The sequence below is a fragment of the Psychrobacillus sp. FSL H8-0484 genome, from assembly GCF_038005325.1.
GTDB lineage: Bacteria > Bacillota > Bacilli > Bacillales_A > Planococcaceae > Psychrobacillus.
Genome location: NZ_JBBOSZ010000001.1, coordinates 1,596,536 through 1,613,529, shown reverse-complemented (window position 1 = coordinate 1,613,529; position 16,994 = coordinate 1,596,536). Strand labels below are relative to the sequence as shown.

Annotated in this window: 17 protein-coding genes; 3 read left to right on the top strand and 14 right to left on the bottom strand. The window is 33.3% G+C overall.

Annotated features, from left to right (window positions below):
* Nucleotides 1–15: 15 nt before the first annotated feature.
* Complete coding sequence (locus MHH81_RS07585) at nucleotides 16–171, bottom strand: hypothetical protein (protein WP_340919697.1); 156 nt, start codon at nucleotides 169–171, stop codon at nucleotides 16–18.
* A gap of 180 nt (nucleotides 172–351) precedes the next feature.
* On the opposite strand from MHH81_RS07585, the gene recU reads away from it, so the two are divergent.
* Both recU and MHH81_RS07575 read left to right on the top strand, forming a co-directional pair.
* Nucleotides 352–951 carry a Holliday junction resolvase RecU gene (gene recU, locus MHH81_RS07580; RefSeq protein WP_340919695.1) on the top strand — a complete coding sequence of 200 codons (600 nt, stop codon included), beginning with the start codon at nucleotides 352–354 and terminating at the stop codon, nucleotides 949–951.
* Between the two features lie 21 nt (nucleotides 952–972).
* Entirely contained in the window at nucleotides 973–3,588 is a 2,616-nt protein-coding gene (locus MHH81_RS07575; RefSeq protein ID WP_340919693.1) for a PBP1A family penicillin-binding protein, read from the top strand.
* Between the two features lie 715 nt (nucleotides 3,589–4,303).
* On the opposite strand, the gene MHH81_RS07570 is transcribed toward MHH81_RS07575, so the two are convergent.
* The 7 genes from MHH81_RS07570 to MHH81_RS07540 all read right to left on the bottom strand — a co-directional run bounded on the left by MHH81_RS07570 (nucleotide 4,304) and on the right by MHH81_RS07540 (nucleotide 11,389).
* Complete coding sequence (locus tag MHH81_RS07570; protein WP_340919691.1) at nucleotides 4,304–5,290, bottom strand: ketoacyl-ACP synthase III; 987 nt, start codon at nucleotides 5,288–5,290, stop codon at nucleotides 4,304–4,306.
* Nucleotides 5,291–5,452: 162 nt separating this feature from the next.
* The gene (locus MHH81_RS07565; RefSeq protein ID WP_340919689.1) at nucleotides 5,453–5,803 is read right to left on the bottom strand and encodes a hypothetical protein; all 351 of its coding nucleotides are present in this window, start codon (nucleotides 5,801–5,803) and stop codon (nucleotides 5,453–5,455) included.
* Nucleotides 5,804–6,766: 963 nt separating this feature from the next.
* The gene (locus MHH81_RS07560) at nucleotides 6,767–7,288 is read right to left on the bottom strand and encodes a DUF5412 family protein (RefSeq protein ID WP_340919687.1); all 522 of its coding nucleotides are present in this window, start codon (nucleotides 7,286–7,288) and stop codon (nucleotides 6,767–6,769) included.
* 172 nt (nucleotides 7,289–7,460) lie between these two features.
* Nucleotides 7,461–8,477, bottom strand: a complete 1,017-nt coding sequence (locus tag MHH81_RS07555; protein ID WP_340919685.1) for an alpha/beta hydrolase — start codon at nucleotides 8,475–8,477, stop codon at nucleotides 7,461–7,463.
* Nucleotides 8,478–8,656: 179 nt separating this feature from the next.
* Nucleotides 8,657–10,147 (bottom strand): serine hydrolase domain-containing protein, encoded by a 1,491-nt coding sequence (locus tag MHH81_RS07550; RefSeq protein WP_340925171.1) that lies wholly within the window; start codon nucleotides 10,145–10,147, stop codon nucleotides 8,657–8,659.
* 593 nt (nucleotides 10,148–10,740) lie between these two features.
* The gene (locus MHH81_RS07545; protein WP_340919683.1) at nucleotides 10,741–10,956 is read right to left on the bottom strand and encodes a hypothetical protein; all 216 of its coding nucleotides are present in this window, start codon (nucleotides 10,954–10,956) and stop codon (nucleotides 10,741–10,743) included.
* A 226-nt stretch (nucleotides 10,957–11,182) separates the two neighbouring features.
* The gene (locus tag MHH81_RS07540; protein ID WP_340919681.1) at nucleotides 11,183–11,389 is read right to left on the bottom strand and encodes a hypothetical protein; all 207 of its coding nucleotides are present in this window, start codon (nucleotides 11,387–11,389) and stop codon (nucleotides 11,183–11,185) included.
* Nucleotides 11,390–11,441: 52 nt separating this feature from the next.
* Between MHH81_RS07540 and MHH81_RS07535 the strand changes: the two genes are divergently transcribed.
* Nucleotides 11,442–11,627: a TetR-like C-terminal domain-containing protein gene (locus MHH81_RS07535; protein WP_340919677.1), complete on the top strand. Its 186-nt coding sequence runs from the start codon at nucleotides 11,442–11,444 to the stop codon at nucleotides 11,625–11,627.
* Between the two features lie 551 nt (nucleotides 11,628–12,178).
* Here the strand turns inward: MHH81_RS07535 and plsY are convergent.
* From plsY to MHH81_RS07505, 6 genes are all read right to left on the bottom strand, one after another.
* Nucleotides 12,179–12,757 carry a glycerol-3-phosphate 1-O-acyltransferase PlsY gene (gene plsY / locus MHH81_RS07530; protein ID WP_053589499.1) on the bottom strand — a complete coding sequence of 193 codons (579 nt, stop codon included), beginning with the start codon at nucleotides 12,755–12,757 and terminating at the stop codon, nucleotides 12,179–12,181.
* Between the two features lie 177 nt (nucleotides 12,758–12,934).
* Nucleotides 12,935–13,219: a 3-isopropylmalate dehydrogenase gene (locus tag MHH81_RS07525; RefSeq protein ID WP_340919674.1), complete on the bottom strand. Its 285-nt coding sequence runs from the start codon at nucleotides 13,217–13,219 to the stop codon at nucleotides 12,935–12,937.
* 191 nt (nucleotides 13,220–13,410) lie between these two features.
* On the bottom strand, nucleotides 13,411–13,659 hold the full coding sequence (locus MHH81_RS07520; RefSeq protein WP_340919672.1) for a DUF3953 domain-containing protein: 249 nt from the start codon (nucleotides 13,657–13,659) through the stop codon (nucleotides 13,411–13,413).
* A 231-nt stretch (nucleotides 13,660–13,890) separates the two neighbouring features.
* Complete coding sequence (locus tag MHH81_RS07515; protein WP_445678077.1) at nucleotides 13,891–14,508, bottom strand: stage II sporulation protein M; 618 nt, start codon at nucleotides 14,506–14,508, stop codon at nucleotides 13,891–13,893.
* A 725-nt stretch (nucleotides 14,509–15,233) separates the two neighbouring features.
* On the bottom strand, nucleotides 15,234–15,701 hold the full coding sequence (locus MHH81_RS07510) for a DUF523 domain-containing protein (RefSeq protein WP_340919667.1): 468 nt from the start codon (nucleotides 15,699–15,701) through the stop codon (nucleotides 15,234–15,236).
* A gap of 128 nt (nucleotides 15,702–15,829) precedes the next feature.
* Nucleotides 15,830–16,918 carry a M50 family metallopeptidase gene (locus MHH81_RS07505; protein WP_340919664.1) on the bottom strand — a complete coding sequence of 363 codons (1,089 nt, stop codon included), beginning with the start codon at nucleotides 16,916–16,918 and terminating at the stop codon, nucleotides 15,830–15,832.
* Between the last annotated feature and the right edge of the window lie 76 nt (nucleotides 16,919–16,994).

Below are 16,994 nucleotides of genomic sequence, written 5' to 3'. Positions count from 1 at the left end.
CAGCAACTTCATTTCTTATAATTTATTTTCAATTTTTTCGATTTTTCCAAGTAAACGAAATGATGATTTACTAAAATCTTCCTCAAACTGCTCTTGTTCATCGTTTAATCGGTTTTCAAGTAGGTATTCTAAGAGCTCTAGTTGATCAATAAGACGTTCAATTTTGTTCATTTTAAACACTCCTTTTTAGAATAAATTCCTTCATACGCTATAAATCCCTTCCTACTCGACAAAGGTTCTATGCAACAGACAAAACTAGTGTCTGCTCGACAACAAAAAAAATGAAACCAAATGTGTATCGTTTTCGTCTAACTAACTTGTGATAAACTAGTAGCATAAGAGGTGAGTGACTTGGCTATTCATTATCCAAATGGGAAAATGTATACTCCTAAAAAAGAAACAGCAAATGTTAAAAAAAAGGATTATTCTTTTAGTAATAGGGGAAAGACATTAGAAGATGAACTAAATGATGCAAATGAATTCTATCTAGCACATGATATAGCTGTCATCTATAAAAAACCAATCCCTATTCAAGTTGTCAAAGTAGATTATCCAAGTAGAAGCAGCGCTGTTATTAAAGAAGCATATTATAGAACTCCTTCTACTACGGACTTTAATGGTGTGTTTGAAGGTAAATATATTGACTTTGAAGCAAAAGAAACGGAAAATAGAACAGCATTTCCATTGAAAAATGTTCATCTCCATCAGGTCGAACATATGAGCAAAGTAGTTAAGCAACATGGGATTAGTTTTTTACTTGTTCGCTTTTCTGCAGTAGATCGATATTTTTATTTACCTTTTGAGCAATTAAAGCTCTATTGGGATAGAATGCAAACAGGAGGAAGAAAATCTATAGCATTGTCTGAGTTTGAAGAACATGCCATAGAAATCACTCCAAAATATGCACCAAGAATTGATTATTTGAAAGTAGTTAATGACTTGAACGTATAAAGTGAAAGTGAGGAGACGTTTATGAGTGAGCAAAAAACAACTCGTGAACAACGAAGAAAACAAGTACAACGAAAGAAACAACCAAAAAAACCAATAAAATTATGGGTAAAACGTATATTTATTTCACTCATCCTATTAGGAGTAATAGTCGCCATTGCAGGTGGTTCCCTCTTTGCGTATTATGCTAGCACTGCACCAGAATTAGATGAACAATTATTGAAAGATCCAATAAGTCCTAAATTACTCGATGCAAATGGAGAGGAATTTGCGACAGTTGGTAGTGAAAGTCGTGAATATGTGACTTACGATGAAATCCCCCAAATGATGGAAGATGCAATCCTTTCTACGGAAGACGCCCGTTTCTATGAACATGGAGGTGTAGATTTCTTACGCTTAGGAAAAGCTGTACTGGCAAACTTCACTAGCGGATTTGGTTCTCAAGGGGCAAGTACATTAACACAGCAAGTGATTAAAAACTCGTTCCTAACGAATGAAAAAACATTAAAACGTAAAGCACAAGAAGCATACCTTGCCGTTCAACTAGAACGTAAATATGAAAAAGAAGAAATATTTGAAATGTACTTTAATAAAGTATTAATGTCTGGAAGAATTTACGGCTTCGGAACTGCTTCTCAATATTTTTATGGAAAAGAATTGAAGGATCTAACATTGGATCAAATGGCTGTATTAGCAGGAATGCCACAAAGTCCGAACAACTACAATCCTTTTAAAAATCCCGATCTTGCTGAGAAAAGAAAAGACATTGTTCTTCACTTAATGAACTTACATGGCAAAATTACGGATGAAGAAATGAAAGCAGCACAAGCAATCCCAGTAGAAGATTCTCTACTACCAGAAGATCAACGTGTTGCTAAACAAGGTTCGAAATATGATGCTTTTATTGATATTGTATTAGATGAGTTGGAGAAAAATGGAGATGGAGAAGCCATTTCAGAAGGAATTACGATTCATACAACACTAGACCCAAATGCACAAGAGCAAGTAGAAAAAACTCTAAACTCAGATATGTTCCCTACAGAGGATATTCAGTCAGCTGTAGCAGTAATAGATACAAAAACTGGCGCTATCGCTGCAGTTGGTGGTGGGAGAAATTACGGAGCGGATCGTGGTTTTAACTTCGCTCAAGATATGAAGACTCGCTCTCCAGGCTCCACGATTAAACCTTTAATCGATTATGGTCCTGCAGTTGAATTTTTAGATTGGTCTTCTGGCCATACCATTGTAGATAACCAAATTACTTATACTGGTACAGAACAAGTTGTTCGAAACTTCGATGGAAAATATAAAGGAAGCATGACAATGCGAGAGGCTCTCTATAACTCTCGAAATGTACCTGCTGTTAAAACATTGCAAGAAGTCGGAACGAAAAATGCCAAAGAATTTATTAATCGATTTGGCATTGATATTGGAAATGTAACAGAAAGTTCAGCAATTGGTGGTACATCTAAATCGATGTCACCTATTCAAATGGCAGGTGCATATGCTGCATTTGGTAATAATGGTATTCATACCGAACCATACGCAATCAATAAAATTGTCTATCGAGATGGGAAAACAGAAAAGAAATATGACCATAAAACAAAACCGGTGATGAAGGATTCCACTGCTTATATAGTGACAGATGTTCTACGTGATGTATTAACAAAAGGTACAGCGAAACGGGCAGCTATAAGCGGATTGGATGTAGCAGGAAAATCCGGTACATCTAACTACAGCTCGCAACAAATGGACGAATGGAATCTACCAGATAGTGCATTCCCAGATGTTTGGTTCGCTGGTTATACAACTAACTATTCTATTACAGTTTGGTCTGGATATCCTGAACTAAAAACACCAATGACGACTAATGAAGAACGATATTTACCGCAAACTATATTTAAGGAAGTCATGTCATCTATTTCAAACGGAAAGTCAACCGAAAGATTTAGTAAACCGAATTCAGTAGTAGAAGCTACGATTGAAAAAGGAACAAGTCCACTTCAGTTGGCAAGTGAATTCACACCTGATGAATTAAAAGCTACCGAGTTATTTGTGAAAGGAACAGAGCCTACAGTGGTTTCGGAACATTTTAAACAGTTAGAGCTTAATACTCCTTCCAACTTAACGGTTGATTTTGATGAGATAACATCTTCTGCAACATTATCTTGGGACTTTGAACAACCGAAAGATCAAGAGGTAGATGTACAATTCGAAGTATCTGTCGCAATTGACAACGGTCCAAGCGAAGTACTTCAATCTACAAATCAAAAAGGCTTAATTGTTCAAAGCCTAATACCAGGAAGTACGTATGTATTCTCTGTAGTAGCAGTTTCTGATGAGGTTCGAAGTGAACCAGCCTCTATCTCCCTCACACTAGAAGGAGTTGTAGAAGAGGACCTGGAAATAATGGAACCAATAGATCCCGCGCCGGATGAAAATCCAGCTGACGGCAACAACGGGAACGGGAATAACAATGGGACTGAGACTGGAAATGGAAATGGAAACAACAATGGAAATGGAAATGGAAATGGTGACGGAAACGGCGGTAATCCAGATGGTGGTGAAAATGAAACACCGCCAGAAGGCACGACCAATCCAGACGGTTCATCCAATGAAAATACAAGTCCAAACCCATAAAAAAAGCGTAAGCTCCTTGGTCTTCAATTGATCGTAATCGGTTCGCTTTGTACAAAGCGAATGGATCACCATTACTGAGTGTCTAGCGTGGATAGAAGTGACTCCGTCACTTCTATCCACGCTTTTTTCGGTAATCCTGTTGCAATTGATTGACCTTCGCTCCCCTAAACGTTTAAGGAGAAAGTACGCTTGCTTAAAAAATATAAGAGTGGCTGCTTTTCTATTAATTATGTTAGTGTCCTAAAGAAGATACAATTTCGGGCACTACATCCTTTTCTATTTTTTGTTCCTTGCTAATTCTAACAAAGAGGTTTTGGTTTGGAATAAAGATTGATTTAAACACAGCTACAAATGCTGATTCTAATAGAAAATCATAGCCCCTATTTTGAACAAAGATTGATCAAAAAGGGGCTATTTTTCATCCCAGTATAGGGCTTCTTGTTATTAAGATTTATTTATTATTTCGGAAACCGAATCTTTAAATAGAGCACCCGTTAGCCATCCATGCAGCACAAAATAGTGCTGCACCACAGGGAATGAAAATGGTTAGAGGAGTAAATACTAGTCGTCCACCGAAATCAATAGACTTATTAATGTACGCTCTCCTCTTTTTTTAACGATTGAGCAGGGTCTTCTTTACTGTTGTCATTTTTCTTTTCTTGAAGAAATTAATTTTCATGGTAGTTGAATAAAGGTATATGAAATTATTCTATGTTTAATATCTAAATAACATAGTAATGAACTCGTGACCCCCACCGATTGTCCAAAATAATATTAAGTCTCCACGCTTTATCTTTCCTGATTCGATTCCTTCATGAAGGGCAATAAAAGGACTGCTTGTACCAGTATATCCATACTTGTCTCCTACATAAATAAATTTTTCTTCAGGTATATCAAAATGTTTTTGTATTTTATCAATATTCACTTTAGCAAATTGAGATAAGCAGAACGCATCTACATCATCAATTTTAAGTTGATTTCTTTCTAAAATGGCTTTAAACATATCATACGCATCAGGGAGTACCATCGCTCCATCAAATGGTTGCCAAAGCATGAATTCTGCACTTTCACTAGCTTTATTTGTTTGAGACAATCCCTTGTGTGGATATAAAATATTGTTTCGGTTACTTGAGTCTACTTCAAACATCGCATCGATAAATCCTGTATCATTCTCGGTCTTTTCTAAAATAATAGCAGAAGAAGCATCCCCAAAGTTAGCATAAGTCATTGCATCTTTTGGATCAGCCACTAATGAAAGATAATCAGAACCTACCACTAGTGCGGTATTAACATCTGGATTGGATTTCATATATCGTGACGCCTGCTCTACTGCAATCGTCATACCAGCGCAATTTGCGTTCATATCAAAAATAACTGTTCCTTTTTTTGCTTGAATGGCATGATGAATGAACACAGCGTTGCTTGGAACAGTCACTTCAGGTACTTGAGTAGAAAAAACAATCATATCTATATCCTTACCTTCTAATCCCACTTTTTTCAACACCCGATTTGTTGCTTCAATCGCCATTGTAATCGTATTTTCTTCATGATTATCAATAACATAACGCTCTTTTCTTCCCATAATATCTAAGAAATTTGTAATATCTTTTCCTTGTTTTTTAAAGTGTTCAAGATAAACATCATTGTTTACTTGTTTTTTTGCATGGTAAACATCCACTGCTTTAATTCTAATGTTAGTCATAGTCGCAAGAAACCTCTCGAATGAAATTTTAGTATTATATACAATTACATATCTTGTTATTAAGCTTGATCATTTTAGTACATTTAAGTTACGAGTTTTGTTATGTAAATATCAAATGAAAAAGGAAGGACCCTGAAATAGCTCCTTACCTTTTTGTAAAAATTAATATTTTTGAATTACCTCAAACGTAGTTAGCCCTACATTACCCGCCAAGCGTTTTAATTGCATAGAGATTATAGCACTTTTCTTAATACCTACTTCTACTTTCTTAAATCCAGAAGATTTATAAAGTGCTAAACAATTTTCAAGATCTGGTATCATTTCTTTTGTTACTACATCCAAGTCACTGCAATCAAAATCCAAGACGAATTCGCTTGCATTTATTGATGATAACTTATTCTGATAATCATTGATAAATTGTTGAGCTTTTTCAGGAGTAAAAGTTCCGCTCACCGTCATATCAACAGTTTTCTTAGCAAGATTTACGTTCATTGTGTAAGTTCCTTCTGCCATAATTTAAAGCCACTTCCTTATTAAAATTTGTGAAAAAGTTGCATTTCGTCATTAGTTTAAATAGTAAGTTTTTCTTAAAATATTTTTCCTCCTATAGACGTAGATGACGAAAAACTTCCCTCTATAATTATCGACATATAACAAATTATTGTTACTATCTATTCAATGTTTTTATATATTCGAAATTGAAATTGGTGTTGATATAGTAAATTCCATAAACTATAGCTCCTATATCTTCAAAAAAAGGAAGTTCAACTTCTTCCTTTCCATTTAAATTAAACAATCCTTCAGGCGGATGTGAAAACTCCATTTCTGTTGCGGATGATTTATTACTAGACTTTAAAATCTCAATTTCATCTACTGATACTGCTACGGTACGGAGTTATAATCATCATCTATTAACATATAGATATTATTAAATTCACTATCGGTGTTGTCATTAAAGCAACATTTACAAGTAAAGTTAAGTTGTTGTTTTAACAAATTGTGTTTTATCAAATATATCTCTTCCTTTTAGATAAGTCGTAATTTAGTTTCGTTACACAACTAACCTACCCCGTTTAGTTCAAGAAGAAAAAAGAGTTGCCTAAGCAACCCATGATCTTTATCTAAAGCACCCGTTACTTCAATAAGATTATTTTGAACACACTCTTACCAACAGAATAATTGCTACAATTATTACAATTGAACCAATATTGACTTAACACCCACAGCTTGGTGCTCATGTATGGGCTTGAGCCCACGCATTGTTTAAAGCACCACAAGAGTTTTTTCGTTGTTCTTTTGCTTTTATCCTTTTTCTTTCTTCCTTGGACATTATCCCACTTTTTTTATTAATTTAATGACAGGAAATTTCTTTTTGCTTATTCAATTAACCTGCTGCTTTAGTTGAACAAGAATAAAATGCCATCTATACTGCTCATTGTTCTTCAACTAATGCACCCAGTTAGTAAAAAAATATTTTTAATCCGAAAAAGTTTCCCCTTTATCCAAGTTCAAAGTGTGATTGTTGATTATAATAATATGGTTATTTGTCCAAGCCACATCTGCCTTGTGCATATTGTCATCATAGTAGATATTCTTCTTGAACCAAAGGGGACCATCTACTATTCCTACTACACTAATAGAGGTAGCTGCACCACCATTTAATGTGTAGAAGTCGATTGTCGTTTTAGAATCGGGTGATTGGGTTGTTGCAATGCGTTCTCTTGCAAATGTATTCACTACTATCCCTAATAGAAAAATTGCTGAAAGGGGAAAGGCAATTAAGAAAGTCAGCCAACTTCTCCATCTTGCTCCCCTGCTGCTTTTGTCTCTAAATCCCGAAATACCCATAAAAAAAGTAATAACAGTGAGCAACCATATAACCGAAGCAGGTGGTGCTACTGACCACGAGTGGGTATAAGAAGCATATAAAGCCTGTAAAGAAAGAGCTGTTAATAACAAACATATAAGGAACGACCACAAATTATATTTTCTTTCCACAAAATTACCTCCCGATTAGAAGTTCTGGTGGTCCAAAAAATCTTCTTATTCAACTAACCTGCCCCTTTTGTTGAACAAGAAAAAAGAGCTGCCTAAACAGCCCGCCCATGATCTTCAACTAAAGCACCTCGTTAGTTGAACAACAATAATACTTTCCCATCATTTGATTCAATCACTTAAATCTTTCTGTGAATTCATTAACGTGTTCGCTCATTTCCTTATAATGAGTCCAATGTAAATAATGGTGTCCTTCTATAGTTACTAGTTTATTAACATCTATATTTTGTATTTGTGTTTTATAAAAATTTATATTTGATTTACCATCTTCATTTACATTTTCTGCATTCGTATTAAAGATCATAACAGGTATATCAGACGGGAATGTCATATCTATTGTTTTATCAATGTTATTATTTATCTCGTTCGCTTCATTAACTACATTTTTGTTGTAGCCTTTCCAAGCAGAGATAGCTTTTGTCATTCTTAGGTTTTCTTCCGAATAAGTACCTTTCTCAGCAATAGGTAGAAAATTATCTGGAGTTAAGAATAATGCTAATCTTGCAATTCCAGTTGGTGCCACATAACTCAAATATTTAGGCATAGTAGGAGTGGATACACCGAAATATTCCAGCACCTGTGGTAAGGTAGAATCTATTCCTATGATGGCTTTAACTTCCTCGGGATATCTATTGGCATAATACATACTGTAGATTCCGGAAATTGAATGAGGCATCAATATATATGGGCCTTTTATATTTAATTTTTTTAGAGCAGTCCTTGTTTCCTCTACTATGTTCTCCACTGTTCGTTCCTTGTCGGTTATATCGCTCCATCCATATCCGAACGACTCTACCACTACTACCTTATTATTCTTTGCCAATTTATTTATCAAAGGCTCAAAATCCAGTGCTGGTGCTGCGGTTCCAAGGCCACTTAATAAAACTATTGTATTATCCCCTTCACCCTTTGTATAGACATGCATACTCTTACCATCTACTTCAACTAATTTCCCTATTGCTGGATATTTTTTTTGTTCATACGTATTCATTACGTTACTGAAAATGAACCAAATAACAAGTGCTGCTACTGTAGCTAATAAAATATTCCTTAAAACAATCCAAAATCTAAACTTCTTTTTGGTTTTCTTTATTTTTACCACTCCTATAACCTTATTTCTTCTTGATTCCATCTTACTGCGTGAGCGAATTCCTATTAATCAACCTAAGACGTATTTTAAGCTCGGTCTTGGGGCTTATTAAACTAACCTGCCCCGTTAGCACAATAAGAAAAAAGAGCCGTCTAAGCAGCTCAATGATCTTCAAGTAAAGCACCTCGTTAGTACAATAAGTTCAATAATAAAATAGTGCATTATTTTGTTTGCGTGTGCTGCTTTATATCTAATGAAATCACCTTTTTTGTTATAATTAGTAATAATACAAAAAAGTAATAAATGATAATTGTTGCTATTCCAATATAATAAAACACCGAAATTGAAGTTGGGCCCCATACTCTAATAAACTCCCAGCTCATTTCTAGTAATATTTTGGGAGCTATCAGCATAAGTATCAAAATCGCAGCTACAAACAATGAATGAAACACTAATAGAAAAATCCTCTTTCCTTTTAACGCTCCCAAAGTTCGTTGCCTTCTATTTAATTTCCATAAGCTTCTTAGCAATAAAATACTGAAAATTATACCTAAACAGCCGACAATAACACACAGTATTGTTACAATTTTATCTAATTTTTGGTAGATATCAGTATGATTAATATTAACGTTATTTCCTTCCCACAAATCCATCACGCCTTGACCTATTACAGTTGTAAAGGTTGAATCCATATTGGAGAGTACGGCTACCCCTAATTGCTCATCCGGTTGCATGATGAAATAAGAGGTAAATGTAGGATTTTCGCCAGCGTGGAGTATGTATTGTTTGTCATCTTTTTTCATAATGCTCCACCCGCTTGCATAGTAGGTGTCTTGATCGAAAGGCTCTACGGATTTGTCAGGAATGTGTGATTCTTTTATAATTTGTTCGCCAATCGTGTCATTCAGTTCGGATCCTAACTGTACGTTCATCCATTTTGCGATATCGTTTGTGTTGCTAACTATATAACCAGCAGGTATATTACCACGATAAATAGGCGGAGTATATTTTTGTTCTCTCATGAATCCTATTTTATAACCAGTCGCCAACTCATCGGACTTAACTTGATGTAAGCCAACAAACGAGTCTTTCATACCTATTTGTTCTAATAATTGTTGTTTTAAATACAAATCATAAGGCTGTTTAGAAAGATTCTCGATGATGAGACCCAAAATGTCATAATTGATCGTAGCGTATTCAAATGAGCTACCTGGTTTACGATTCAATGGCTGTTCAAGTAGGGCTCTTACTGTTAATTCAAGTGCATTATCTGCGTTACTTTCAGGAATATGTACAATAGAGTTCCAAGCGATCCCACTGGTATGATGAAGCAATTGATTTATAGTAATCGTTTGCGGTTCTCCATTATATTTCAACTCTAGCCATGGGATATAGTTTCTGACATCGTCAGTTCGTTTTAACAACCCTTCTTCTTCTAATTGTAAAATAGCTAGACCAGTAAATGCCTTCGCGGTCGATCCCAGTTCAAATAAGGTATGAGAAGTTACCGGTGTTTTCTCCTTTACATCCGCATATCCAAACCCTTTTTGATAAACTGTTTTCCCCTTTTCTACAATAACTAACGATATCCCAGGAATTTTACTAATCTCCTTTTGTTCTTCAACAAATCGTTCAATCTTATGAATTTTATCATTTGAGTCTGCGTGGACTACTGGAATCAAAGCATTTAGTGATAGAATTATAGCAATCATTAAAATTATTTTTCTCAACTTTTTCGTTCCCCCTTACTATAGATTAAATATATTAAACTGAAATCAGAAATACCATCGATTAACCTAACAATTTGATGATTAATGTTACATTCTTGTCACTTTAGTCTTAGGTAGAAGTTAAGGATACACCCATAAAATTATGTACTTCATTTCTTTAATTAGTTCGTGTTCATCATCTTCATGTAAAAAATCAATTACACTTTCTCATCAGGATTTTTAAAGTTTTTCAGTCCATTTCCAATAAAACATCCTGCTACCGCCATTCCTATAGCTATCCAAATATAATCCAAATTCTCCTGATTCCTCTCTAAATAAAATAACTTATCAAAGCTATTTCTAATAGTCCTTCATTTTTCTAAAATAATTTCTTAATTTAACATTAAGACTTTTGTAAAAATGATTTGCCAACTATTTTACTAAAGAAATATTAGTAAGGTATTACGTTTATGTAAATATTCCTTCTTCAACTAACCTGCTTCGTTACTTAAATAAGAAAAAGGCTCTACTTATACTAAAGTAAAGCACACGTTAGTTAATTAAAAAAAAACTGCCGAAGCAGTATTAGGTTGATGCTAAATAGTTTCTAACCTTTTGGCTTTTTGGTATTTGATAAAACATGCTATACCCGCCAGTAAAGATATAAAAGCAATTATCTTTAAAGCATGAAAAGGATTAATCCCTATTTGAGAACCTAAAATACTTGGTATGCTTGCACCTTGTAAAAGTAAAGACACAACTCCAAATAAAATAAAGCCCCACATTAAATTTCTAATTTTTGTTGGATTCAAATAATCACCTCCTATTTAACTCAATATATTCGCTCTTTTCCTATAATATCCTGCTATTGAAATATTTACTCCTTATTCAACTAACCTGCTTCGTTAGTTGATAAAGGCTGTCACTCGGCAGCTCTGTTTTACTAAGACGCCACGTTAGTTACATATCTTTTTTGTTCTGATGTCCTGGTAAATATGCGAAAGAAAAAGATGTCCTGCTTGAACATTTCTTAATTTACTATTCGTCTTCTGTGTTATATGGTCTGATTACCTTTCCGTTTTTAACCATAGCCCATTGTTCAATCTTGTCTTCTTCATTCAAGTTTAATAGGTATTCTATATCGCTTTCCTTATCATCCTCTAATGGTTTCACTAGATATGTTCTCGTTACTGCCCTCAATGTACCGTGTGATTGTCTATCTAGTACTTTAATCTCAAAACCCAATTTTAACTCGATTTGTTGAACTTCCTTGGATCTTTCAGTCGAGTCCCATCTATTGATGATGAAAGATTTAATAGTAACCCGCAGAAATCAATCTAAAAATATGGGGAGAAAGAACATTGTAGATCCAGATATTAAAACTGCCTCTATTATAGGCGTCATTATGTGGTGGTTAAAAGGTGGCTTTCACCTGGATTCAGCATATATTGCAGAGCAAATTAATCTTATGTATAGAACTTAATTTAATTTTATTTTCTATTAATAACATGAAATGCCAAAACATTGATTGCATAACGTTTTGGCATTGATTAAGATTCTTTCTTACCGCAATTGAATTTTCAACTACTCAAATACTTAAACCCATAGATACAATAACTTTAAATAAACGATAATTCATATCCTCAATACTATCTCTTAAATTATTTCTAAACCATTCAATTTTTCAATCCGTTAATTGTATTTGCTAAATATGCAATCTTTCTATATCTAGGAGTATCATCATAAAAATGAAGATATCACCATTAATTTCTCATTTCACATCGAGGAATTAAACTTTAATGATTAACAAAATAGTTTTAAATTTTTCTATATTAAATTAATGCTTGTAGTCACACTCACACTCCTCCTAGCAACAATATTGCACTGTATTCTTATTCGAATACTTGATATAAAGTCTCAATTAAGAAAAGTCTTGTTCAACTAACCTGCTGCGTTAGTTGAAGAAGAAAAAAGAGCCTTCTAAGCAGCTCAACGATCTTCAAGTAAAGCACCCGTTAGCTTAACAAGTAAACACTAATTTTCAACTATTTTGTTCTCTGTTCCATTTACAATTCTCTTTATATTTTGGCGATGTAGAATGATTATTGATACGCTTATTAGTAGAGAAAGTGCTATGATAACTTTATCTTCAAATATAAGACTGTAAATGAATAATGCTATACTAGCCAACATTGAACTAAGTGATACATACTTAGTAAATAGCAAAGTTAAGACAAACATAACAAAACCAACAAAAACACCTAAAGGAGTCAAAAACAAGAAAACTCCAGTTGCTGTCGCAACAGCCTTTCCGCCTTTAAAACTAGCAAAAACAGAAAATATGTGCCCTAGTATGGCTAATAAACCACATACAATAGGGTTAACTGTAGAACCAAGTATTAGGGGAAGTAAACAAGCAAATGTACCTTTTAATATATCAGCAATTGCAACAATTACTCCTGCTTTTATGCCTAAAACTCTATAAGCATTAGTTGCACCAAGATTACCACTACCATAATCACGAATATCTTTCTTATAAAATATTTTACCGATTACTAAAGCAAATGAAATTGAGCCAATTAAATAACTTAGAATCAAAGTTAAAATGTTCAAAGTATTATCTCCTTACATAGTTTGTTAAGTAAGTATTTCTATTTATTGCACATGATTTTCTGCAATCCTTCTTACATTAACCTGCTGCTTTAGTTGAAGAACAAGAAAGGCTGTCTACTGACAGCCCTGTGTAGCTAAAGCACACCGTTAGTGGAATATAATCGTGAATTACATTTTTCAGTTCCTAAATTTCTTTATTACAGTTACTAAAATTGCAATAAGAAAAACGATGACACTATTTACTATTAGATATTGTCCTAGTTGCAAACCATAAAATATTGCAAAAGGATCACGAATAATAAATACTGCTAATGCACCACCGATTGCCCCAAATAAAACTGCTAATAACAATATTATAAAAGCAGCAAAATATAAATTTTTCTTTTTTTTGTAAGATATAAATCCAATAATATTTGCAGTTACAATAAAAAAGCCCATAAGTATTAAGAAAAAACTAGTCATTTAACTCCCTCTTTTCGCTAATATGACAAAAATGGCTAATGTCGTTTTAGAAAACCCCTCTAAATATATTTTACCATTTATACCAAAATCCTTGTTAAACTATTCTGCTTCTTTAGTTTAATAAGAAAAAAGGCTTTACTCCTTCTTGAAGTAAAGCATCCGTTAGTTGAATATTACTTCTATTTAATTAATTAGAATACTTCAATCGCAACGAATAAAATGAATAATGCACTACATAAATAAAAGATACCCCACAATAAACTATGAGTTCTTTTATATTCTCGTAATCCCAATATAAGGGTAATTAAACCCATGAAAATTAATAAAAAAGGTATTAATTGGGTACTCTCTGTCACCTTACAGTAAATGCCAATTGCCATAACAAGGATTACAAAAATTATTTGAAATAACATTAAAGTATCAAACTTTTTTTCTTCCATTTTTTTATACCCCCCACTGATAATCTGTCACCTTCAAAAGATACCTTTATTAAACTAACCTGCTGCGTTAGTTGAATAAGAAAAAAGGCTTTACTCCTTCTTGAAGTAAAGCACCCGTTAGCCATCCATGAAGCCCTGCTTCACCACAGGATATGCAAGAAAATTACGTTCTTCCATGGTAGTTTAATAAGAACAGAGACGCTTATTAAACAATCGCACCCGATTGTCGAATTATTGAAATAAGCTAAATATAATATCAGCTATGTAAGTTTCCAAGAATGCAGCTAGGATAATTAGCGGTAGTATTAATACCACGTAAATTTTTATTGTTTCTGAAATTTTCCCAACAAGAGATATTCCCTCTTTGTCTTTCTTAAATAAATTTCTAATTTTAATTCTAACAGCTCGATTTAACTCAAAGAGAACTGCTGCAAATAAACAAAATGCAAAAACTTCAACGAAATAATGAGGAATAGTAGACGTAATTATCTCAATACCTTTTCTAGAGTCGACTTGCAAAACAACACCAAAAAGAATCCCGGGCAGAAAAGCAGTTGAAATTATATTTATGAGATAAAGAAATTGCACAGGAATCAAGGTTAAGACAAACATTTGCAAAGGTACCACAAACCCATTATTAACAACGTATGCCCATACTTTTTTAATCCCTGTAGATTCTCTAAATTGATTCGATGATTTATCTCCTAATGATTCCATTACTCCCTTTAAATCAGGATTTATCATGTAAGTTATTATTGTCGCCAGTATTGTTATAGTCGCTGCAATTATAAAAAAAAAAACAGCCCTTTTAAATATGTTTTTATTCACTATCTTAGGGATTGTCGCCACCTCTTCCATGATATTATAAATTCAAGACCATAAAGCAAAGCGTTTCATTATGCCACTATCTGGCCCGATTGTTGAACACAAGTTAAACAACACTCTTCAACTAACCTGCACCGTTAGTTTAAGTGTAACATTTCACAATGGATTTCTGAGATCTACTTGATGTTTCGGATAAAAAAATAAACCATCGAAATGATGGTTTTGTTTAACTAAAGCATCTCGTTAGTTAATAAGAAAAATTTTTGATTCGATTCAATTTCTCAAAATAGTAGTGAAAAAATAAACGCTGACAAGAAGAACAAACCTATTGAAAATATGATAAGTATTACTTTCATAAACTTTACTGGTATAAGTCTCAAAATAATATTAGCAAAATATATCATGAGTACCTTATTAAATGATTCAGGAGTAGGATCGTTAATATAATCTTTTTGTTTATGAATTTCACTGTTCAAGTGTTTTATTGTCCAGTATAAAGTGGAGATTCCTGTGATTAGGACTAAGAAACCTGCAAAAATAATATAAATAACAAAGCTCCTTTACTAAAAACTTTTACTTAATATTTTTGATAAAATCTATATATTTCTTTCCTGCATTCCCAACCATTTTCCCGTTATTATTTTGTGCAAAAACGGAAATTCCTACTTGAACAATCCTGCACCGTTAGTTCAATAAGAAAAAAGCTTCACTCCTTCTTGAAGTAAAGCACCCCGATAGTTAAAGAAGAATCAATGTAATCCATCCAAAAAATCAGTGAGATTTTCTTCAGAAATTACTTGTAAACCATTTCTTCTTAGTAGAGCTGTTGTGACACCAATACCAGGAATTTTATTTCCTTTAAATTCGCCATTATAAATCATAGAACTACCGCAAGATGGGCTGTACTCTTTAAGGATAATAGTTGTTGCACCTAACTCTTGAGCTTTATTTAATGTAACGTATGCTCCGTTTACATATAGGTCAGAAACATCTCTTCCTGACTTTTCAACAACTATTGCCTTTCCATTTAATACATCTTCACCATCTCCTCCAACGATTTCAGCAGGCTCTCTTGGAATTGAAAAACCTCCAAGTAATTCAGGACAAACAGTAATAGCTTTATTTTCTGATAAAAGTTTTTGTATTCTATTATCTAAACTATCTGTTCCGTTATATCTAACTTTTAAACCTGCTAAACAAGAACTAACTAATATCAATTTTTTCACCTCAATAAAATAATAAGAATATTATTAAGTTTAACACCATTTCAACAAATAGATTAACTTATTATTTCTTGTTAAACTAAACTGCTAAGTTAGTTCAATAAATTTATAAAACTGAGTATTTATCCTTCCTCGACCAGCGACAAAAGTTTATCAATGTTAAACAGATATTTTTTTCCAACAAGTTCTGTTAACCTTTTTTCTGCCTTAAAAAATCCATATAACGCTTCATTATCTTCAATGATTTTTTTTACTTTCTTTAAATTTTCTAAAGCTGAATCTTTATCATTTTCCAGATAAGCAATAATCGCTTTTCCTCTAAAATAAGAGACAGGTTCCAAACTAGATAGTAACCGTTGGAAATATACCATTTTTTCAATTGGAACATCGTCCATCATAAAATGTGATAGCTGCTGCATGTGTATGAGGAATCCTACTGAAAATTTATTCTTCTCTGTGACAGGAATCTCTCTGTATTCTTTCATGGCCTCTACTGCAGACTTAAATCCGTTTTGTTCAATTTCGAAATAGTATATCATCATTGCGTACTGCAAATTGTCGATGCTAACGTCCTTTTGTTTTGCTAGCTTTATATATGTTTGATTCCATTCAGTTGGTTGTTTTCTACCAAGGAGCTCTTTCATTATGAGCAATTCTTCTACTAACAAGATTGATTCTTCATTATTTTTTAGTATAGAAAATAAGATATACCCATCTGTTTTCATACCTGTTTTAAATGAAATTATTGTCGCTAGCAAAATACCTCCATTCATAATTGCACAATTCAGAAGAAATGCATCAGAAAAATTATCATAAAGAATATAAAAGATGCTCCCTAATAATAAAGACATTACAGGACCACCCGCTACAAAAATCGCCCACTTTTTAGTAAGAGATTCCTTCTTCATCTGTGGTGGCAACATCATTGCTACTCCACCAAAAAATAACCAATGTTTGTTCTCTTTCATTTTGATTCCGTCTATTGTTTTTTCAATTTGGACTGGTCCAAATGCAAAGAAAACAAATTCAAAACCACTCAAGTATCCGAAAATGACATGACCAAGTTCATGCATAGCAATTGCTACCCACATTGCTAACAAAAGACTCCCTATTATGGCTGTCATTTCATATGTATCTTTAAAACTAAGTCCAACTAAAATTAGAAGGAATCCAAAAAAAGATACCCATTTAGGTGTTAAAATAGATTTCATTTCCATTCTCCCTTTTTACTCACTCAGTAAACAATTATAGATAAATATTATCTTTCTTCTTCAACTAAACTGCTGC

What these genes read in the sequence shown, in the direction of transcription:
- MHH81_RS07520 (WP_340919672.1), bottom strand. Translation starts at nt 13,659, where the DNA reads ATGGAAGAAAAAAAGTTTGATACTTTAATGTTATTTCAAATAATTTTT.
- MHH81_RS07575 (WP_340919693.1), top strand. Translation starts at nt 973, where the DNA reads ATGAGTGAGCAAAAAACAACTCGTGAACAACGAAGAAAACAAGTACAA.
- MHH81_RS07550 (WP_340925171.1), bottom strand. Translation starts at nt 10,147, where the DNA reads ATGATTGCTATAATTCTATCACTAAATGCTTTGATTCCAGTAGTCCAC.
- MHH81_RS07570 (WP_340919691.1), bottom strand. Translation starts at nt 5,290, where the DNA reads ATGACTAACATTAGAATTAAAGCAGTGGATGTTTACCATGCAAAAAAA.
- MHH81_RS07565 (WP_340919689.1), bottom strand. Translation starts at nt 5,803, where the DNA reads ATGGCAGAAGGAACTTACACAATGAACGTAAATCTTGCTAAGAAAACT.
- MHH81_RS07525 (WP_340919674.1), bottom strand. Translation starts at nt 13,219, where the DNA reads ATGACTAGTTTTTTCTTAATACTTATGGGCTTTTTTATTGTAACTGCA.
- MHH81_RS07585 (WP_340919697.1), bottom strand. Translation starts at nt 171, where the DNA reads ATGAACAAAATTGAACGTCTTATTGATCAACTAGAGCTCTTAGAATAC.
- MHH81_RS07505 (WP_340919664.1), bottom strand. Translation starts at nt 16,918, where the DNA reads ATGAAATCTATTTTAACACCTAAATGGGTATCTTTTTTTGGATTCCTT.
- MHH81_RS07555 (WP_340919685.1), bottom strand. Translation starts at nt 8,477, where the DNA reads ATGGAATCAAGAAGAAATAAGGTTATAGGAGTGGTAAAAATAAAGAAA.